Consider the following 19,734-nt stretch of genomic DNA (forward strand, 5'->3'; position numbering starts at 1 on the left):
ATTTTCGGTTTTCTCATAACCGCACAGCAGCTAATCGGCAAGCGGATGATGCTCGCTGACGAGCTTATGCAGTCTTTCCTCAAGTACATGCGTATAGATTTGTGTCGTGGAAATGTCGGCATGACCGAGCAATTGCTGGACGGTGCGCAGATCGGCGCCGTTCTGCAGGAGATGGCTGGCGAAGGCGTGACGCAGCACATGCGGTGAAACGGACGCCGCAGACAATCCCGCCCGTGCGGCCAGTCCCTTCAATTCGCGGGCAAAAACCTGACGCGCCAGATGGCCGCTTTCGGAAAACGCCGGGAACAGCCAGGGATTGTCGTCGCTGCCGGGCAGGGAGTCGCGCAGCGCCAGAAAGTGCTGAAGCGCCTCGCGCGCCTTGGGCGAAAGCGGAACCATGCGTTCCTTGGAGCCCTTGCCGCGCACCAGCAGAAAACGGTGGTCGGTGCGCGCGACCGTGACGGGCAGGCCGACAAGCTCGGAAACGCGAAGCCCGGTCGCATAAAGCGTTTCGAGAAGCGCGTGGAGGCGCAGCGCCTTGATGCTTTCGCCCGGTCCGCCCGCTTCGGAAGCTTCCAGCGCGGCGCGGTCGAGCAGCTTCGTAACGCTTTCGACGCTCATGATCTTCGGCAGAGGCTTCTGCTTCTTCGGCGCATCGACGGTGCCGGTCGGATCGTCCTGCCGGTAGCCTTCCGAATAGAGAAAGCGAAAGAACTGGCGCAGCGCCGACAGGCGCCGGGCCTGCGATGTCGCGGCAAAACCTTCCGTGGCCATGGCGTCGATCGCGGCGCGGATATGGTCGGCCCCGGCTTCGGCCAGATTGACGCCCCGGGCCGAAAGCGCATCGGCCACGGCTTCGAGGTCGCGCCGGTAGGATTCGAGCGTGTTCTCGGCCGCGCCGCGTTCGGCGCTCATCATTTCCAGAAAATTCTCGATTGCGAGCGAAGCGCGCATCGTCACTCCTGCGGCGTGTCGGAAGGGGTGGAAGCATCCGCCGCTGCCGGTTCGGCTGCGGGCGGCGGGGGGATGACGACCGGTTTCAGCTTCGAGGCGGGGATTTCCACCGTGATCTCCCGCATGTCCGGCTCCACGAAATTCGCGAGCGCATACATCGCGCCGTAAATGACGGCGGCGACGAGAGCGAGAAAGATGACGAGGCGCGTCAGCGTAGGCATTCATCTTTTATGCTGTGGCATTAAGACGAAAGCAAGGAGGGCGAGACGAAAGCAAGAAGAGGGACAAAAGCAGCCTAAGCGCGCAATCGTGCAAAAAAGACCGGCTTCCCGCCATACGCTCCCTGAAAACCGATCAAAGCAATTGACGCCGCTCCGTTTTTCATGTGGAACCGGAGCAAATGGACGAGGATGATGAGCAGTACGACAAAACAGAATAATCAACATCGGAAAGCGGCGTTGATCCGCGATCTGCTCGGTTCGAGGGTCGTCGTGCTCGTGGGGCTGATGGGGGCGGGAAAATCGACGGTCGGGCGCAAGGTCGCGGGCCTGCTTGGATTGCCGTTCCGCGATGCGGATACCGAGATCGAGGCCGTGTCGCGCATGACCATTCCCGAACTGTTCGAAGCCTATGGCGAGGTCGAGTTTCGCGATCTGGAGCGCCGCGTCATCATGCGCCTTCTGGAAGACGGGCCGATGGTTCTGGCAACCGGCGGCGGAGCCTATATGAACGCCGAAACCCGCGCCGCGATCAGCCGCATGGGCGTTTCCATCTGGCTCAATGCGGAGATCGATCTTCTGATGGAACGCGTGTCGCGGCGCCAGAACCGCCCGCTGCTGAAAAACAGCGATCCGCGCGGCGTGATGCTGCGCCTGATGAACGAACGCTATCCGGTCTATGCGCTGGCCGATCTGGAACTGATGAGCCGCGACGACAGGAAGGAAGTGATTGCCGCCGAACTGCTCGACATTCTGGCCGGACATCTCGAAAATACCGCAGCTCGATCGGATCGATCGTGAAGCCGGGCGATTTCCCGACGCTTGAAATTGGAGACTACGCATGAACGCGCCTTCGGCTACTGCCGCACATGTCACGACCGTTCCGGTTTCGCTGGGCGACCGTTCCTATGACATCCTGATCGGCAAGGGGCTGGTCGATCGCGCGGGCGAGGAAGTGGCGCGCCGGCTCAAGGGCGCGCGCGTCGCCGTCGTGACCGACGAGAATGTCGCCGCCGCCCATCTGGAACGCCTGACCGCGAGTTTCGCCGGAGCGGGCATCGACGTGACGCCGGTCGTCGTCGCGCCGGGCGAAAAATCCAAATCCTTCGCCACGCTGGAAACCGTCACCAATGCGGTGCTGGCCGCGCGGCTGGAGCGCGGCGATGCCGTCGTCGCCTTCGGCGGCGGCGTGGTGGGCGATCTGTCCGGCTTCGTGGCGGGGATCGTGCGGCGCGGCATGAATTTCGTGCAGATGCCGACGTCGCTTCTGGCGCAGGTGGATTCGTCCGTCGGCGGCAAGACCGGCATCAACACCGCGCACGGCAAGAATCTCGTCGGCGTCTTCTACCAGCCCCGGCTCGTCCTGGCCGATACCGGGGTTCTCGACACGCTGAGCCCGCGCGAGTTTCGCGCCGGTTATGCCGAGGTCGCGAAATACGGTCTCATCGATCGCCCGGACTTTTTCGAATGGCTGGAAAAGAACTGGCGGGACGTCTTTTCCGGTGGCGCGGCGAGAACCGAGGCGATTGCCGAATCCTGTCGCTGCAAGGCCGCTGTCGTGGCCCGCGACGAGCGCGAGACCGGCGACCGCGCGCTGCTCAATCTCGGGCATACGTTTGGCCATGCGCTGGAAACGGCGACGGGTTACGATTCGAGCCGCCTCGTCCATGGCGAAGGCGTTGCCATCGGCATGGCGCTGGCGCATCGTTTTTCGGTCAAGATGAATCTTTGCGGCATCGAGGATGCGGAACGCGTCGAAGCGCATCTGAAGGCCGTGGGTCTGCCATACCGGCTGTCGGACGTTCCGGGCGGCCTGCCGCCGGCGGAAAAGCTGATGGATCATATTGCGCAGGACAAGAAGGTGGCGCGCGGTGCGCTTACCTTTATCCTTACACGCGGCATCGGCCAGTCCTTCATTGCAAGGGATGTGCCGCCCACGGCGGTCCTGGACTTCCTGAAAGAGCGCTTCGCCACGGCATAAAGGAAAAAGGGAATGGGTTTCGAGCTCTGGATTCTATGCGGGATCATCCTGCTTTGTGTCATTCTGTCGGCCTTCTTTTCCGGTTCCGAAACCGCGCTGACGGCCGCCTCGCGCGCGCGCATGCTCACGCTCGAACATAATGGCGATGCGCGCGCCGGTCTGGTCCAGCGCCTGATCGGGCGGCGGGACCGGCTGATCGGCGTGCTTCTGATCGGCAACAATCTCACCAATATTCTGGCTTCATCCATTGCCACCAGCATTTTCCTGACGCTCTTCGGCGATGCGGGCGTTGCCTATGCCACACTGGCGATGACGGTCATTCTGGTGATTTTCGCCGAAGTGCTGCCGAAATCCTGGGCCATTTCCAGCCCGGACCGCTTTTCGCTCACCGTTTCGCGGAGCGTGTCGCTGGTCGTGCTGGTGCTCGGGCCGATTTCCGCCGCCGTCAACTGGATCGTGCGCGTGATCCTCCGGCTCTTCGGCATCAACCTGGCCGCGGGCCGCTCCATGCTGAGCCCGCAGGAAGAGTTGCGCGGCGCGGTCGAGGTGCTGCACCGCGACAAATCCCTGATCAAGGAGGATCGCGACCAGCTTGGCGGGCTTCTCGACCTGAAAGAGCTGGAAGTCAGCGATGTCATGGTGCACCGCACCGCGATGGGCACCGTCAATGCCGATACGCCCGCCGACCAGATCGTCGGTGAAATTCTGGCAAGCCCGCATACGCGCGTTCCGGTCTGGCGCGACGATATTGACAATATTATCGGCATCATTCACACCAAGGATCTGCTGCGCGCGCTTTACGACGTCGATAATGATTTCTCGCGCATCGACATCATGAAGGTGGCGCGCAAGCCGTGGTTCGTGCCCGATACGACCACATTGCAGGACCAGCTCAATGCCTTTCTGCGCCGCAAGGCGCATATCGCCATCGTGGTGGACGAATATGGCGACGTGCAGGGGCTGGTGACGCTTGAGGACATCCTGGAGGAAATCGTCGGCGACATCGCCGACGAGCACGATATCGACATGCAGGGCGTGCGCCTGCAGCCGGACGGTTCGGTGATCGTGGACGGCGCGCTGCCGGTTCGCGATCTCAATCGCGCGCTGGACTGGGGTCTGCCGGACGAAGAGGCGACGACCATTGCCGGGCTCGTCATTCACGAGACGCAGACGATCCCCGAAGTGAAGCAGGCCTTCACTTTCCACGGCAAGCGCTTCACGGTGCTGAAAAAGGAAAAGAACCGGCTGACGCGCCTGCGCATCGTCGCGCTCGACGCGGAAGGCAAACCCGCTCAGATCTCCGCCGCTTCAGGATCGCGTTAACGACGGATCGGCTCGCCGGGTGCTGAGGGTTCGAGCGCCAGCGCATGGACGCCGCTGGCGAGTTCCTCCTTCAGCAGCGCATTGATCGCCCGGTGGCGCTCGATGCGGCTCATCGTCGAAAATGCTTCGGCGACGATGCGGATGCGGAAATGCGTCTCGCCGGTGCCGTCATAGGTTTCGTGATGGCCGCGATCCTCGTGATGGTGCCCCGCGTGAAGATGGCTTTCGTTAATCACTTCAAGGCTTTCGGGGGCGAAAGCCGTGGTCAGTTTCGCTTCCATCGCGCTTTGTTTGCTATTGTGAATGGACATTCGGGCCACTTCTCCCCATATAGACGCTGTGTCTCATATAACGCCGCTTCGGTGGCAAAAGATGGGGCAAATCCGCACAGGAAAGCCACCTGCTTCAAAATTTCGCCCTGTTGATTGGCCAAAAGCCGAACCGGACGAAATGTCAATTCTTGTTCAGTAACTGATAATCCGCATAATCGATTCGATGACAACGAACTCCAAATTTTTCGACAGCATCCGCATCAAGCCCAAGAAGACGGTCGAAGCGAAATCTTCGGCACCGTGCTGCCAATGGGACGGCTGCGACAAGCCGGGCACGCATCGCGCGCCTGTCGGACGTATGCGCGAGGGCGAGTATTTCCGCTTCTGCATTGATCACGTGCGGGAATATAACAAGAATTTCAATTACTTCTCAGGTCTTTCCGATGGCGACATCGCGAAATTCCAAAAGGATGCGATCACGGGCCACCGCCCGACCTGGTCGACCGCTGCAAATTCCACCGCCAAGGCGCGTACATCGCCGGACATGGCGAAGGTGCGCTCCGGTTCGGCCTCTTATCACAATCGCATTCGCGACCCTTTCAACCTCTTCAAGGAAGCAAAGGGTCATGCGCCGGGCCAGAAGGCGCAGCGCAAACCGCGAACGCTGGAAATAAAGGCGCTCGCGACACTCGGTCTTGAACCAAATTCGACTGGCGATAAGATCAAGGCGCGCTATAAAGAACTGGTAAAACAGCACCATCCCGATGCGAATGGTGGCGATCGCGGATCTGAAGAAAGATTTCGCGATGTTATCCAGGCTTATCAATTGCTCAAGCAGGCAGGTTTTTGCTAAAGCCTGATTGGGTTCGAGAGGCCGGTTATGGAGCCGTCCAGTGCGGCTCCGACGGACATTCTGCCGCGCGATTGCGCGGATGCAAGTACGGATGCCCGCAACGAACTACGGAAGGGGCACACCGTCCGGCTTGCCGGAAAAACATGCCCGCGGATGGATAGTTGAATGTCGCGGCCGGTCGGTGCCTGCCGCTTTGGAGGCATGATGAACAAGGTTGAGCGGGATATAGCCAATTTGCCGGATACCACGGTTTCGGTACGCGACGTGTTCGGGATCGATTCCGACATGACGGTGCCGGCCTATGCGGCAGGCGATTCCTACGTACCGGAACTCGATCCGGATTATCTTTTCGACCGTCAGACGACGCTCGCGATCCTTGCAGGCTTTGCCTATAACCGTCGCGTGATGGTTTCCGGCTATCACGGCACCGGCAAGTCCACCCATATCGAACAGGTCGCCGCCCGCCTCAACTGGCCCTGCGTGCGCGTCAATCTCGACAGCCATGTCAGCCGTATCGATCTCGTCGGCAAGGACGCCATCGTCGTTAAGGACGGTATGCAGGTCACCGAATTCAAGGACGGTATCCTGCCCTGGGCCTACCAGCACAATGTCGCGCTGGTCTTCGACGAATATGATGCCGGTCGCCCGGACGTGATGTTCGTCATCCAGCGCGTGCTGGAAACGTCCGGCCGTCTGACGTTGCTCGACCAGAGCCGCGTCATTCATCCGCATCCGGCTTTCCGCCTGTTCGCGACCGCCAATACGGTCGGTCTCGGTGACACGACCGGTCTTTATCACGGCACCCAGCAGATCAATCAGGCACAGATGGACCGCTGGTCCATCGTGACGACGCTGAACTATCTGCCGCACGACAATGAAGTGGCTATCGTCCTGGCCAAGGCCAAGCATTACCAGAATGCCGAAGGTCGCGAGATCGTGAACAAGATGGTGCGCGTGGCCGACATGACGCGCCAGGCTTTCATCAATGGCGACCTGTCGACCGTGATGAGCCCGCGCACGGTCATCACATGGGCCGAAAACGCCGCCATCTTCGGCAACGATATCGGCTTTGCCTTCCGACTGACCTTCCTCAACAAGTGCGATGAACTGGAGCGCGCGACGGTGGCCGAGTTCTATCAGCGGGCCTTCGGCGTGGAACTGCCGGAATCGGCAGCCAATATCGTTCTCGCCTGACGGGAAAGAAGCCGGTCGCCGGAATGATCCGGCGGCGGCACTCGGTGATTGATGCAGGGATTTGATGCAGGTCGGGCAGCCTTGACCCGCTCTCATTCGTAATCGGGATAGGCATATGTCGGGCCAGATGTCAGGAATAGGCGATAATACGCGTGATCGTAAAACGGGACCGGTCGATTCCGAACCGTTCAAGCGCGCGATAACGGCCTGTGTTCGCGCCATTTCCGGCGAGCATGAGCTGGAGGTCGCCTTCACAAACGACCGCCCGGCATTGAGCGCCAATCGCGCCCGTCTTCCTGATCTGCCGAAGCGTCCGACCGCGCATGACGTCGCCGTCACGCGCGGCCTCGGCGATTCCATGGCCCTGCGGCAGGCGCGGCACAATCCGCGTATTCATGCCGCGCTCGCCCCTGAAGGCAAACAGGCCCGGGCGATTTTCGACGCAGTCGAGCAGGCGCGTGTCGAAGCCATCGGCGCCCGCGCCATGGCCGGGGTCGCGGACAATCTCGCGACCATGCTGGCCGACAAATATTCGAAAGCCAATTTCGCTGCCGTCACGAACAAGGAGGATGCGCCGCTCGAGGAAGCCGTATCGCTTCTGCTGCGTGAAAAGCTGACCGGACGGCCCGCACCTGCCGAAGCCGGACAGGTGCTTGATCTGTGGCGCGACTGGATCGAGCAGAAGGCCGGTTCCGAATTTGCGCGTCTGGGTGAAAATCTCGAGGACCAGCAGGCTTTTGCGCGCACGGTGCGCGACATGCTCGCTTCCATGGACATGGCGGAAGAGCTGTCGCAGGAAGAGCCGAGCGACGACGAAGAGCAGAACGACGAGCAGACACCGGATTCCGACGAGAACGAGGAAGGCGGCGACGAGAGCCAGGAAGGTTCCGATTCGTCTGAAAGCGAAGAGTCTGACAGTTCCAGCGACGAGAGCGAGCAGGGCGAGATGGACGCGGCGGACGCTTCCGCCGACGACATGGACGACAGCGAGGACATCGACGCGGAAACGCCGGGCGATACGCGCCGTCCCAACCAGCCCTTCGCCAATTTTGCCGAGCATGTCGATTACAAGGTTTTCACCCGCGAGTTCGACGAGGAGGTCGAGGCGACCGATCTTTGCGACGAGGCGGAACTGGAACGTTTGCGCAGTTTCCTCGACAAGCAGCTTGCGAATCTGCAGGGCGTGGTGGGGCGTCTCGCCAACCGGCTCCAGCGCCGCCTGATGGCGCAGCAGAACCGTTCGTGGGATTTCGATCTGGAAGAAGGCTATCTCGATACGGCGCGCCTGATGCGTGTCGTGATCGATCCGACGCAGCCGCTTTCCTACAAGATGGAACGCGACACGGATTTCCGCGATACGGTCGTGACGCTGGTGCTGGACAATTCCGGCTCCATGCGCGGGCGCCCGATCACCGTTGCCGCGACCTGCGCCGATATTCTGGCGCGCACGCTGGAGCGCTGCGGCGTGAAGGTGGAAATTCTGGGCTTCACCACCAAGGCGTGGAAGGGTGGCCAGTCGCGCGAGGCGTGGCTTGGGCGCGGAAAGCCCGCCAATCCGGGCCGTCTCAACGATCTGCGCCATATCGTCTACAAGAGCGCCGATGCGCCCTGGCGGCGTGCGCGGCGCAATCTGGGCCTGATGATGCGTGAAGGGCTGCTCAAGGAAAATATCGACGGTGAAGCGCTGATCTGGGCGCATCAGCGGCTTCTGGGCCGCTCCGAGCAGCGCAAGATCCTGATGATGATTTCGGATGGCGCGCCGGTGGATGATTCCACGCTGTCGGTCAATCCCGGCAATTATCTGGAGCGGCACTTGCGTGCCGTGATCGAGGAGATCGAAACGCGCTCTCCGGTGGAACTGATCGCCATCGGCATCGGCCACGATGTGACGCGTTATTATCGCCGGGCCGTGACCATCGTGGATGCGGAAGAGCTGGCGGGCGCGATGACCGAGCAGCTTGCTTCCCTGTTCGAGGAACAGGGTGCTGCGGGCAGCGGGCGGGGTAAACGCCGCGCTGGCGGCAGGAGATAAAAAAGGGGCCATTGGGCCCCTTTTTCATGCTTTTTCCGCGGTCGTGCGGTTTGGTGCATAAAGCGTCGGCGCGAATATTGCGAGGATTGCGCCATAGGGAATCAGCATCAGCGTTCCCATGACGACCTTGACGATGAAATCGCCGAAGGCGAGCGAGGCCCAGAGCGGCACACCGAGCCCGAGGAAGGACGCAGGTTCGGCCAGCGACGAATCGGGCATACCGGTCATGCGGTCGATCCATGCGAAGCCCGCCGCGAAAGCGATGGAGAAGAACAGGAGCGTATCCAGCACGGAACCGAACATCGCAGCGGCAAACGGCGCTTTCCACCAGGTCCTGCGGCGCAGGCCGTTGAATACGGTGATGTCCAGCAATTGCGCGAGAAGGAAGGCGGAGCCTGAGGCGATGGCGATGCGCGGGGTGGCAAGCCAGACCGACATGACGACACCGAGCACGAAACCGGCATAGACGACCCTGCGCGCGGCGGCTGGCCCGAAACGGCGGTTCGTCAGGTCGTTGACCAGAAAGGCGACGGGATAGGTGAAGGCGCCATAGGTGAGCACTTCGCCGAGGCCGAAATGCCGGAACGGATACTGGACCAGAATATTGGACGCGGCGACCGCCACGCACATGGCCAGTATTGCAGGCGCAAGCCGGGAATAAGAAGGTGTCTCGATCGACATTTTTTTATCCTGGGTGATGGAACCAGCAAAAAAGGCCGACAAATGCCGGCCTTTTTTGTCAAAATCTTTTGGCCGAAAGCTTAGGCAGCAGCGACTTCAGCCTGCTTCTTTGCGATCTGGCGCTTCAGCAGGCGGGCACGCTGCGAGAGTTCCTTGTCGTCGGACTTGGCGAGGAACGCATCCAGGCCGCCGCGATGCTCGACCGAACGCAGGGCGTTGGCGGAGATGCGCAGACGATAGCTCTGGCCGAGCGTTTCGGAGATCAGCGTTACATTGCAGAGATTGGGCAGAAAGCGGCGACGCGTCCGGTTGTTCGCGTGGCTGACATTGTTGCCGTACTGGACCGACTTGCCGGTCAATTCACAAGCGCGGGACATTTTGGTCTCACCTTCAATTACGTTCTTCAGGCCCCGACCCGAATGTCCGAACTCAAGCTATCAAAGCAGTTTGGTGCTGCTGGCGCGCGATCTCGGACAGGCGGCCTATTGGGAAAGTCGCGTTTCTATAGTGACAGCAGCCGTTGCAGTCAAGTGAGATTCCGTATCGGCGGCGCAAAGACATGGTTTTCGGGCTTTGGCGCCGTGTTCACGAAAGGTTGCGAACATAACTTCGCCGATTTTGCTTGGCTTACACAGATACTGTATCGAAGAATCCCACGCAACTTTTTGACGACCCAATATGGTTGAAAACGGTCTAGTGTGGTGAATCTGAAATTCGTATCACTTTGGAGCAGTGTTGCGAACGAATTTCAGATTCAAAGCCACACTAGCAAGATATTGAATCGAGTGTGGTTTACGGATTTGAAGTTCCTAAACGTAGATGCCAGGCAAATGATAGGAACTTCAAATCCACCACACTAGTGGAAGGAATGTCGAACATGATCGAAGCGTCGCATGTGTTGAAGGCTGCCGGAAATCGCCTGCTGCGTTTCGGCGTCCTGATCGTTGCCGGATTGACCTTTGCGGGCGGCCCGGCCAAGGCCAACGATCTCTACCGCACTGAATACGACATTTCGATTTTCGGCCTTTCGATTGCGCGTTCGGCCATAGAAACCACCGTGAACGGGGCCAATTACAATCTCAACGGACGTTTTCTCACCTCCGGCCTGGCGCGGGTGTTCGACGATACGGACGGCACCGTGCATGTGACGGGCAGCGCATCGGGCGACAAGGTCGTTCCGAAGAGTTTCGATCTTGCCTACAAGCACGGTCGCAAGAACAAGAGCACGGCGATCCGCTTTGCCAATGGCAATGTGGTCGCGGCGGAAAACCAGCCCCCGGTGAAGAAGCGCGACCCGTGGGTGGAAACATCGCCGCAGGATCTTCTCGATGTCAGCGATCCCTTGAGCGCGCTCATGGTCCCGGCCAGGAATGGCCGCGCCGTCTGCGATCGCACGTTAAGCGTCTTCGACGGTCAGACCCGCGCCGACATCAAGCTTTCCTTCAACGGCACCGAATCGTTCACGACAGACGGTTTTACCGGCGAATCGGTAATCTGCTCGGCAAAATTCATTCCGATTTCCGGTTATCAGAAGGGCAAGAAAGCCATCGATTATCTGAGCAAGCGCAGCCGGATGACGATTTCATTCGCCTCGCTGGGCGATTCCGGCATCTACGCGCCGGTCGTGGCGCGTATCGGCACGCGTATCGGGACGCTCAAGATCGCAGCCACCCGCTTTTCAAAGGTGAACTGAGCGGCTGCCGGAACGGGAGCGGGATTGTTTCCGGTCCATTTTCGGGATCAGTGCTCCCGATGCACGCATTCCTCATGATTGCCGAGAATCTCGATCACCCGGCACCGGTCGATGCGGCCATGGGCGGTGCATTCCACCATGCGCTGCAATTCGGTTTTTAGCGACAGCAATTTCGCGATGCGGCGCTCCACATCGCTCAAGCGGGCGCGGGCGATGGCGTCAGCCGCCGCACATGACTGGTCGGGATTGTCCTGAAGGTCGAGAAGCGTGCGGATCGCATCCACCTCGAAACCCAGATCGCGCGCGTGACGAATGAAAACGAGCCGCTGGACGTCGTTGCGATCATAAAGACGGCGATTGCCTTCCGTGCGCGGCGGAACCGGCAGCAGACCGATCTGCTCGTAATAGCGGATCGTCGGCACTTTTACGCCGCTTGCCTTCGATGCCTCGCCGATGGGGACATTTATTCTCATTTTCCGCTTGCTCCTCTAGTCACTAGAGGATGTAGACCTTGCTCGACACAATTCAAGAGCAGTGCCGAAAAGAGCAGATCATGAGTGAAACGATGAACCAGATTCGCTTTCGTATTGACGGGATGGACTGTGCTTCCTGCGCGGCCAAGATCGATACCGCCGTGCGCCGCCTGCCGGGCGTGACGGATGTGTCGGTTTCCGTCACCAATGGCGCCATGACCGTCAATCATGACGGGATGGCTGCAAGTGACGAGATTGCCGGCAAGGTGACGGCGCTCGGCTACAGGACCACGCTTGCCGGGAAGGCCGATACGGCTAGCGCCGGGATAGCCCCGAAGAACGGAGCACCGGCAAAACCCCTGCCGTGGTGGCGCTCGAAAAAGGGGCAGATGATGCTTGCCTGCGGCGGCGGGCTGGTTGCCGCCTATGGTGTGGGGCATCTTTATCCGGCGATTGCGCTCTGGGCCTTCACGGCGGCGATGCTGATCGGCCTGGTGCCGATTGCCCGGCGCGCCTGGATGGCGGCCATCAACGGCACGCCCTTTTCCATCGAAATGCTGATGACGATCGCAGCCATCGGCGCGATGTTCATCGGCGCGACCGAGGAAGCGGCTGCGGTCGTGTTCCTGTTCCTTGTCGGCGAATTGCTCGAAGGCGTTGCCGCCGGAAAGGCGCGCGCCAGCATCCAGTCGCTGACCGCGCTGGTGCCGAAGACGGCCTTTCTTGAGAAGAACGGTACGGCGACGGAAGTGGCCGCGGACGGTCTGGCGGTCGGCGACGTCATTTCCGTGCGTCCGGGCGACCGGATGCCCGCCGATGGCGAAATCCTCTCCGGCGAAAGCGCTGTCGATGAAGCGCCCGTCACCGGCGAAAGCACGCCGGTCGGCAAGGGCGCGGGCGATACGGTTTTCGCAGGCACGATCAACGGGGACGGCCTGTTGCGGGTGAAAGTGACCGCAGCCGCGCAGGACAACACCATTGCCCGCGTCGTGCGGCTGGTGGAGGAAGCGCAGGAGGCCAAGGCGCCGACCGAACGTTTCATCAACCGCTTCTCGACCTATTATACGCCGGGCGTGGTGGTCGTGGCGGCGCTCGTCGCCATATTGCCGCCGCTCGCGGGCGGCGGTGACTGGAGCGAATGGATTTATAAGGGCCTTGCGATCCTTCTGATCGGTTGCCCCTGCGCGCTGGTCATTTCCACGCCGGCTGCCATTGCGGCGGCTCTATCGTCTGGCGCACGGCGTGGCCTTCTGATGAAGGGCGGAGCGGTGCTGGAAACCATCGGCAAGATCACCGCCGCCTGTTTCGACAAGACCGGCACGCTGACCGAAGGCAAGCCGAAAGTGACCGATATTCTCGCAGCCGACCTGCCGGAAGATGAGGTGCTGCGTCTTGCCGCTTCGCTGGATGCAGGCTCAAGCCATCCGCTGGCGCTCGCCATCGTGAACGCCGCCGGACAGCGCGGGCTGAAGCTGTCCGTCGTTGCCGAGGGCCGGGCGCATGGCGGCAAGGGCGTGTCGGGTACGGTCGGCGAGACGCAACTGTTCCTGGGGTCGCGCCGCGCCGCCGGCGATATTGCCGCCATCCCGGATGCGCTTGCGAGCCGGATCGCCGCCTGCAACGACCAGGGAAAGACGGTTTCCGTTCTTGTCGCGGACGGCAGGATCGCCGGAGCCATCGCCATGCGGGACGAACCGCGCGCGGATGCCATTGCGGGCTTGCAGGAACTGAAAGGCGGCAATATCCGCACCGTCATGCTGACGGGCGACAATCGCCGTACTGCGGAAGCCATCGGGCGCGACCTTGGTATCGAGGTGCACGCGGAACTCCTGCCCGAAGACAAGCAGCGTATTGTCGGCGAATTGCGTAAGGAGAGGCTGATCGTCGCCAAGGTCGGAGACGGCATCAACGATGCGCCCGCGCTCGCCGCTGCCGATGTCGGTATTGCGATGGGCGGCGGTACGGATGTGGCGCTGGAAACGGCGGATGCCGCCGTGCTGCACGGGCGGGTCGGTGACGTGGCGCAAATGGTCGATCTGTCGAAGCGGACCATGCGCAATATCCACCAGAATATCGCCATGGCGCTCGGGCTGAAGGCCGTTTTCCTCGTGACCACCGTGCTGGGCATTACCGGCCTGTGGCCCGCAATTCTGGCCGATACCGGTGCGACCGTTCTGGTGACGATCAACGCGCTGCGGCTTTTGAGGCAACCGGCACGGTAACAGGGTCAGCGGATGCTCCCGTCCCTCATCCTGAGGAGACGGGAAGCTCGGACAGGAGGCGGGACGTTCACTCGCCGATCAGGGTGCGGATGCGTTCGCCATATTGCTTGCCGAAGGCAAGGTGATCGGGATTGATGCCCTTCAACTCATCGACGAGCTGCGGTTCGTCTTCCGCATCGGCGGCGGCGAGGCTGCTCATCAGGGCAAAATAGCCGACTATATAATCCCGCGGCGTGATATTCTGGGCCTTGAGCACCTCGACGACCTGCGGCCGGGCCTCGATGCTCTTGACCATCTTGTCGAAGGAAGGGGAAGGGTCCTGTCCTTCTTCCTCGGTCGCGGAAAGCTCCATGGTTTCAAGTTGTTCCTGAATCTTCTCCATACGGGAGAGGAAATCCTCGCTGAGCCTGAAATTGTTGATTTCGGCGGGCGTCTCTTCTGGCGCGACGTCAAGAAGGTCGTCGGCGAAGGCGGTGCCGCTGGAAAAAACCGGCAGGGCGGCAAGCGAGAGGCCGAGGAAAACGGCGCAGCCAGCAATCTTGAAACGGGAAAATACCGTCATTGTTTCATCCTCGATATGTCAGCATCTGTTCCAAAAGTCGCGATGCCGGTCTGCAAACGGCAATTTGTGTCAAGCACCGGACCCTCAGAACAGGTCCTTGCGCTTGCGGATTTCGGCAAACACCGCCTCGTCGGGGGCGTCCTGCAAGCCGAGACGGCTGCGAATGCCCGCATCGTGCCAGCGCAGGAAGGGATTGGTCGCCATTTCGAGCGCGATGCTCGACGGCAGCGTCATGCGATCGGCCGAGCGAAGCCGCGCGATTTCGGCAGCGCGCTCCTTGAGCGCGGAATTGCCGGGATCGATGGTCAGCGCAAACCGGGCATTGCTCTCGGTATATTCATGGCCGCAATAGACGGCGGTGTCGCCGGGAAGCGAAATCAGCTTCTGTAGCGACCGGAACATGGTCGAGGGCGTTCCCTCGAACAGCCGTCCGCAGCCGAGCGCGAACAGCGTGTCGCCGGTGAAGACCACTTTCGCGTCGGGAAGATGGTAGGAGATTTCGCCCGCCGTGTGGCCGGGCGTCGCGATGACCTTCACCCTGAAAAGCCCGAAAGTGAACGCATCGCCGTCCTTCACGGTGCGGTCTATGCCCGGAATCCTGGCTTCCTCGGCCTTGGGGCCGATGATGCTGACGCCATACTTCGCCTTCAGCGCCTCATTGCCTTCGACATGATCGAGGTGGTGATGCGTGGTGAAGACGAAATCGAGCGTCCAGCCGCGCCGCTTCAGCGCTGCCTCGATCGCCGCCGCATCGGGCGCGTCGATAGAGGCGGTGAGGGCGCTTTCCGGGTCGTGGATCAGGACGCCATAATTGTCGCTGCGGCAGATGAACTGTTCGATTTCAAGCCGTGGTTCGATCCCGGACATGGCGTCCTCCCTCCTGTCATGCGGTCATGATGCGGTGTTGCTGTCTTCGGCCAGCGAGTGTTTCTGAATAAGCGGCATTTGTAAAAGCGTGAAGACAATGGTGATGGGCATGATGCCCCAGACCTTGAACGATACCCAGGCGTCGGTCGAGAAATTGCGCCAGACGATCTCGTTCACGATGGCGAGGAAGATGAAGAACAGGCCCCAGCGCAGCGTGAGCTTTCTCCAGCCTTCGGCGTCGAGCCGGAAGGCGGAATCGAACACATAGCCGAGCAGGGATTTGCCGAAGAAGAGGCCGCCGAGCAGGATCGCGCCGAACAGCGTGTTGACGATGGTCGGCTTCATCTTGATGAAGGTGTCGTTATGCAGCCACAGCGTCAGCGCTCCGAATACCAGCACCACGATGCCGGAAACGAGCGGCATGATCGGCAGGGTGCGGGTCATCGACCATGAGATGACAAGCGCGATGACGGTCGCCGCCATGAAGAGCGCGGTGGCCAGGAAGATCGGCGCGCCGATGGAGCCGAGAACGGGAAAGCGCTCGATCAGCATTTCGCCGCGCGCATTGGCAAAGAAGAAGACCAGAAGCGGCCCCAGTTCCAGCGCGAGCTTCAGGAGCGGCGGAACTTCCTTGCGTTCCGCTTCGCTTTTCCGGGCCGGGTCGCTTTCAAAAATATGCTTTTCCATTACGCTACTCCAGCAATAGCCTGCGCGAAATCGCTGGCCGCGAAGGGTTCGAGGTCGTCGACGCCTTCGCCGACGCCGATGAAATAGACCGGCAATTTGTGCCTGGCCGAGATCGCGACCAGAATGCCGCCGCGCGCGGTTCCGTCAAGCTTGGTCATGACGAGACCGTTGACGCCGGCGATATTCTTGAAAATCTCGACCTGGTTGAGCGCGTTCTGGCCAGTGGTGGCATCGAGCGTCTGAAGCACCGTGTGCGGCGCTTCCGGGTCGTGCTTGCCGAGAACGCGCACGATCTTGGCCAGTTCTTCCATCAGTTCGGCCTTGTTCTGGAGACGGCCCGCCGTGTCGATGATGAGCACGTCGCTGCCTGCTTCCCTGGCCTTTTCCCACGCGTCATAGGCAAGCCCCGCCGCATCGGCGCCGAGCTTGGAGGAGACGACCGGCGAACCGGTGCGCTCGCCCCAGATGTGGAGCTGTTCGATTGCGGCAGCGCGGAACGTGTCGCCCGCCGCCAGCATGACCTTGAGGCCGCCGGCGGTCAGTTTTGCCGCGAGCTTGCCGATGGTGGTGGTCTTGCCGGTGCCGTTGACGCCGACGACCAGAATGACATGCGGTTTGTGCGACAGGTCGAGTTCCAGCGGCTTTGCGACGGGGGAGAGCACCTTTTCGATCTCGGCGCTCATGATGGCGCGGACTTCCTCACCGGTGACATCCTTGCCGTACCGGCCCGAGGCCAGTGCATCGGTAACGCGCATCGCCGTTTCCAGTCCAAGGTCGGCCTGGATCAGCACGTCTTCCAGATCCTGCAAGGTGTCGTCATCCAGCTTGCGCCTGGTGAAGATGCCGCCGATGGATTCGCTGAGCGAACTGGACGAGCGGGCAAGGCCGCGCCGCAGGCGCTCGAACCATGAGAGCTTCGGCTGGGGCGTCACCTCGACGGGGGACTCTTCCTGCTGTTCCTCGACGGCTTTGGCGACCTTGACCTTCTTGGGCTTGGCCGGTGCCGGAACAGGGGTGGAGTCCGGTGCCGGAGCTTCCGGCTCTTCGGCGCGTTCCGGTTCGATGGCAGGTTCAGGCTCGGGAGCCGGTTGTTCGACGACAGGTTCCGCAATTGGCTGTTCGACCGGCGGTGTTTCCGCCGGAACCGGTTCCACGACGGGCGGTTCCACGGCGGGCGGTTCCATGACGGGGGGCTGCTCGATCGGGATTTCGATCTCGGCAACCGGATGTTCCGGTTCGGGTTTCGGCTCCCGGGCGGTTTCGACGGCGGGCGCTTCGGCAGGTTCGGGCACCTGCGTTTCCACGGTTTCCGGGGTCGATTCTTCGACCGGCTTTTCCTCAACCTCCTTCTTGCCGAAGGAGAACATTTTCTTGATGAAGCCCATTGCCATGAATTTTTATGCCCTGTTTAAGCCGCTTTCGGCTCTGCCTGACGGGTGAGGAGTTTTTCCCCGTCATGGCCTGTCACGATGGATTCGATGATTTCGCCGGGATTGCCCCCATCGACGGCGGCAAGCGTGAAGCCTTCCGTGCGGGCGATGCCCTGCTTCTCGACCAGAAGACGCTGGCGCGTGCCGTCAAGTGCGGCGAGATGCTTTTCATAGGCGCGGTCGCCGACGGCGCGCAGGCGCGCGGCGCGTTCCTTGACGATCTCCCGGCGAACCTGCGGCATACGCGCAGCAGGCGTCCCCTCGCGGGCGCTATAGGGAAAGACATGCAGATGGGTGAGGCCGCATTCCTCGACGATCTTCAGTGAATTCTGGAACATCTCTTCGGTTTCGGTCGGGAAACCGGCAATGATGTCCGCGCCGAAAACGATGTCGGGGCGAAGCCCGCGCACCGTCTCGCAGAAGCGGATGGAATCGTCACGCAGATGGCGGCGCTTCATGCGCTTCAGGATCATGTCGTCGCCCGCCTGCAAGGACAGGTGCAGATGCGGCATGAGACGCTTTTCATTGGCAATCGCATCCATCAACTCGTCATCGGCCTCGATGGAATCGATGGAGGAGAGCCGCAGGCGTTGAAGATCGGGCACCTGATCGAGAACCGTCCTGACGAGCCTGCCAAGGCGGAGATTGCCCGGCAGGTCGGGACCGTAGGAGGTCATGTCCACGCCGGTCAGCACCACTTCGGCATAGCCGTTTCCGACGAGCCGTTTGACCTGATCCACCACCGCGCCCATCGGCACGGAGCGGGAATTGCCGCGTCCATAAGGGATGATGCAGAAGGTACAGCGATGATCGCAGCCATTTTGCACCTGCACGAAGGCGCGCGCGCGACCCTCGATGGCGTCGACCATGTGGCTCGCGGTTTCGCGCACTTCCATGATATCGTTGACGCGCACCTTCTCGAACTGGTTGACGCCGAAGTCCGGCAGCATCCGGTAGGAATTGGCTTTCAGCTTTTCCTCATTGCCCAGAACGAGGTCCACCTCGCCCATGGCGGCAAAATTGTCGGCCTCGGTCTGCGCGGCGCAGCCGGTGACGATGATGCGCGCTTCCGGGTTTTCACGGCGGGCCTTGCGGATCGCCTGACGCGCCTGGCGCACGGCTTCCGCCGTGACCGCGCAGGTATTGAAGACGATGGCGCCATCTTTCAGCTCGCCAAGGCCCGCAGCATCGGCCTCGCGTTTCATCACCTCGGACTCATAGGTGTTGAGGCGGCATCCGAATGTTACGATCTCGACAGCCATCAGGCGGCACCCCGGCTATTGTCGGGGGCGTGCTCCCATTCGCCGGTTGCAGGATCGAACGTGCCGCCGAACTCCCATTCGGCGGGGCCGGTCATGATGACGTGATCGTCGTCGCGCCATTCGATGCGGAGCGGGCCGCCCGGAACGGTGACGGTGACGGTGCGTCCGGTACGACCCGTGCGGGCCGCCGAGACGCCCGCGGCGCAGGCGGCGGAACCGCAGGCGCGGGTCAAGCCGACGCCCCGTTCCCATGTGCGCAGGTCCATCGTTTCCGGCGAGGTTATGCGCGCAATCGAGATATTGGCGCGCTCGGGAAAGATCGGATCGTGTTCGAGGGCGGAGCCGTATTTTTCCAGCTCATAGGACCAGACGTCGCCGTCCACCCAGAAAATGGCGTGCGGATTGCCCATCGAGGCAACTGACGGCGCTTGCAGGACCGGCGCGTCGGCCGGACCGGCGAAAAGCGCGATGGCACGCGTGTCGGCGACTTCGCGGGCCAGCGGAATATCCTGCCAGCCGAAACGCGGCTTGCCCATGTCCACCGAGATCAGGCCGTTCTCATGCTCGGTCGCGGTGAGGATTCCGGCGCGGGTTTCGAAGGTGAAGTCGCGCCTGCCACTCTCGCGGGCGAGCGCCTGCACGACACAGCGCGTGCCGTTGCCGCAGGCCTGGGCTTCAGTGCCGTCGCTGTTGATGATGGCGACGTAATTGTCGGTTCCCGGTGTGCGCGGGTCGTGGATTGCCATGATCTGATCGAAGGCCGTTTCGCCGCCGCCTGCGAGGCGGATCGCGGCTTCAGGCGTGATCCGGTCGGCGCGACCGCGCATGTCGGCAACGATGATCTGGTTGCCGAGCCCGTTCATCTTGGCGAAGGCTGCCTTGGTGGCCATAACTATCGTGGTTCCGTTTTCCTGCGGCTTTGCTGGTGAAGCCTATGGACATTCAGGGTCTATATGGCGGAAAAGCCCGCAAATTGCCAGTGCCCGTGACAGATTGCAAAAACACGGGACGGCGGCGGCTCCCTGTTCCT

At 61.4% G+C, this 19,734-nt stretch carries 19 protein-coding genes and 1 pseudogene; 8 read left to right on the forward strand and 12 right to left on the reverse strand.

What is annotated here, in order from left to right; genetic code table 11:
• Positions 1 to 30: 30 nt before the first annotated feature.
• Together xerD and FHS76_RS01735 are read right to left on the reverse strand one after the other, a co-directional pair.
• Positions 31 to 954: a site-specific tyrosine recombinase XerD gene (gene xerD, locus FHS76_RS01730; protein ID WP_183647137.1), complete on the reverse strand. Its 924-nt coding sequence runs from the start codon at positions 952 to 954 to the stop codon at positions 31 to 33.
• Positions 955 to 956: 2 nt separating this feature from the next.
• Positions 957 to 1,175, reverse strand: a complete 219-nt coding sequence (locus tag FHS76_RS01735; RefSeq protein WP_183647140.1) for a hypothetical protein — start codon at positions 1,173 to 1,175, stop codon at positions 957 to 959.
• 192 nt (positions 1,176 to 1,367) lie between these two features.
• Between FHS76_RS01735 and FHS76_RS01740 the strand changes: the two genes are divergently transcribed.
• The 3 genes from FHS76_RS01740 to FHS76_RS01750 are packed head-to-tail and all read left to right on the forward strand — an operon-like array spanning position 1,368 to position 4,476.
• A complete protein-coding gene (locus tag FHS76_RS01740) occupies positions 1,368 to 1,973 on the forward strand; it encodes a shikimate kinase (RefSeq protein WP_183647143.1) in 606 nt (201 codons plus the stop codon).
• Positions 1,974 to 2,013: 40 nt separating this feature from the next.
• Positions 2,014 to 3,153 carry a 3-dehydroquinate synthase gene (aroB, locus tag FHS76_RS01745; protein ID WP_183647146.1) on the forward strand — a complete coding sequence of 380 codons (1,140 nt, stop codon included), beginning with the start codon at positions 2,014 to 2,016 and terminating at the stop codon, positions 3,151 to 3,153.
• A 12-nt stretch (positions 3,154 to 3,165) separates the two neighbouring features.
• Complete coding sequence (locus FHS76_RS01750) at positions 3,166 to 4,476, forward strand: HlyC/CorC family transporter (RefSeq protein ID WP_183647149.1); 1,311 nt, start codon at positions 3,166 to 3,168, stop codon at positions 4,474 to 4,476.
• Here the strand turns inward: FHS76_RS01750 and FHS76_RS01755 are convergent.
• Positions 4,473 to 4,787 (reverse strand): BolA family protein, encoded by a 315-nt coding sequence (locus tag FHS76_RS01755; RefSeq protein WP_183647152.1) that lies wholly within the window; start codon positions 4,785 to 4,787, stop codon positions 4,473 to 4,475. The genes FHS76_RS01750 and FHS76_RS01755 overlap by 4 nt on opposite strands.
• A gap of 184 nt (positions 4,788 to 4,971) precedes the next feature.
• Here FHS76_RS01755 and FHS76_RS01760 point away from each other — a divergent pair, with 184 nt between their 5' ends.
• The 3 genes from FHS76_RS01760 to cobT all read left to right on the forward strand — a co-directional run bounded on the left by FHS76_RS01760 (position 4,972) and on the right by cobT (position 8,827).
• The gene (locus FHS76_RS01760) at positions 4,972 to 5,601 is read left to right on the forward strand and encodes a J domain-containing protein (RefSeq protein WP_183647155.1); all 630 of its coding nucleotides are present in this window, start codon (positions 4,972 to 4,974) and stop codon (positions 5,599 to 5,601) included.
• 204 nt (positions 5,602 to 5,805) lie between these two features.
• On the forward strand, positions 5,806 to 6,795 hold the full coding sequence (cobS, locus tag FHS76_RS01765; RefSeq protein WP_183647481.1) for a cobaltochelatase subunit CobS: 990 nt from the start codon (positions 5,806 to 5,808) through the stop codon (positions 6,793 to 6,795).
• 115 nt (positions 6,796 to 6,910) lie between these two features.
• Positions 6,911 to 8,827, forward strand: coding sequence for a cobaltochelatase subunit CobT (gene cobT / locus FHS76_RS01770; protein WP_183647170.1), 1,917 nt, complete (start codon positions 6,911 to 6,913; stop codon positions 8,825 to 8,827).
• Positions 8,828 to 8,851: 24 nt separating this feature from the next.
• Here cobT and FHS76_RS01775 read toward each other — a convergent pair whose 3' ends face one another.
• A complete protein-coding gene (locus FHS76_RS01775) occupies positions 8,852 to 9,508 on the reverse strand; it encodes a queuosine precursor transporter (protein WP_183647174.1) in 657 nt (218 codons plus the stop codon).
• Between the two features lie 80 nt (positions 9,509 to 9,588).
• Positions 9,589 to 9,885, reverse strand: coding sequence for a 50S ribosomal protein L28 (rpmB, locus tag FHS76_RS01780; protein WP_183647178.1), 297 nt, complete (start codon positions 9,883 to 9,885; stop codon positions 9,589 to 9,591).
• A gap of 500 nt (positions 9,886 to 10,385) precedes the next feature.
• Between rpmB and FHS76_RS01785 the strand changes: the two genes are divergently transcribed.
• A complete protein-coding gene (locus FHS76_RS01785; RefSeq protein WP_183647180.1) occupies positions 10,386 to 11,201 on the forward strand; it encodes a DUF3108 domain-containing protein in 816 nt (271 codons plus the stop codon).
• Positions 11,202 to 11,248: 47 nt separating this feature from the next.
• Here the strand turns inward: FHS76_RS01785 and FHS76_RS01790 are convergent, their stop codons facing one another.
• Positions 11,249 to 11,674, reverse strand: a complete 426-nt coding sequence (locus tag FHS76_RS01790; protein WP_183647183.1) for a MerR family transcriptional regulator — start codon at positions 11,672 to 11,674, stop codon at positions 11,249 to 11,251.
• A 95-nt stretch (positions 11,675 to 11,769) separates the two neighbouring features.
• Here FHS76_RS01790 and FHS76_RS01795 point away from each other — a divergent pair.
• Positions 11,770 to 13,896, forward strand: a pseudogene (locus tag FHS76_RS01795) (heavy metal translocating P-type ATPase); the annotation flags it as partial.
• A gap of 67 nt (positions 13,897 to 13,963) precedes the next feature.
• On the opposite strand, the gene FHS76_RS01800 reads toward FHS76_RS01795, so the two are convergent.
• The 6 genes from FHS76_RS01800 to dapF form a co-directional block, all read right to left on the reverse strand.
• On the reverse strand, positions 13,964 to 14,458 hold the full coding sequence (locus FHS76_RS01800) for a hypothetical protein (protein ID WP_183647186.1): 495 nt from the start codon (positions 14,456 to 14,458) through the stop codon (positions 13,964 to 13,966).
• 84 nt (positions 14,459 to 14,542) lie between these two features.
• Positions 14,543 to 15,325: a hydroxyacylglutathione hydrolase gene (gene gloB, locus FHS76_RS01805; RefSeq protein ID WP_183647188.1), complete on the reverse strand. Its 783-nt coding sequence runs from the start codon at positions 15,323 to 15,325 to the stop codon at positions 14,543 to 14,545.
• 24 nt (positions 15,326 to 15,349) lie between these two features.
• Positions 15,350 to 16,012, reverse strand: a complete 663-nt coding sequence (locus tag FHS76_RS01810) for a septation protein A (RefSeq protein WP_183647192.1) — start codon at positions 16,010 to 16,012, stop codon at positions 15,350 to 15,352.
• A complete protein-coding gene (gene ftsY / locus FHS76_RS01815) occupies positions 16,012 to 17,403 on the reverse strand; it encodes a signal recognition particle-docking protein FtsY (RefSeq protein WP_183647194.1) in 1,392 nt (463 codons plus the stop codon). Before ftsY ends, FHS76_RS01810 begins: the two co-directional genes overlap by 1 nt.
• 17 nt (positions 17,404 to 17,420) lie before the next feature.
• Positions 17,421 to 18,704, reverse strand: a complete 1,284-nt coding sequence (mtaB, locus tag FHS76_RS01820) for a tRNA (N(6)-L-threonylcarbamoyladenosine(37)-C(2))-methylthiotransferase MtaB (RefSeq protein ID WP_183647197.1) — start codon at positions 18,702 to 18,704, stop codon at positions 17,421 to 17,423.
• On the reverse strand, positions 18,704 to 19,594 hold the full coding sequence (gene dapF / locus FHS76_RS01825) for a diaminopimelate epimerase (protein ID WP_183647199.1): 891 nt from the start codon (positions 19,592 to 19,594) through the stop codon (positions 18,704 to 18,706). The genes mtaB and dapF overlap by 1 nt, the downstream gene beginning before the upstream one ends.
• Between the last annotated feature and the right edge of the window lie 140 nt (positions 19,595 to 19,734).

This window comes from Brucella daejeonensis (genome assembly GCF_014199265.1).
Classification (GTDB): Bacteria; Pseudomonadota; Alphaproteobacteria; order Rhizobiales; family Rhizobiaceae; genus Brucella; species Brucella daejeonensis.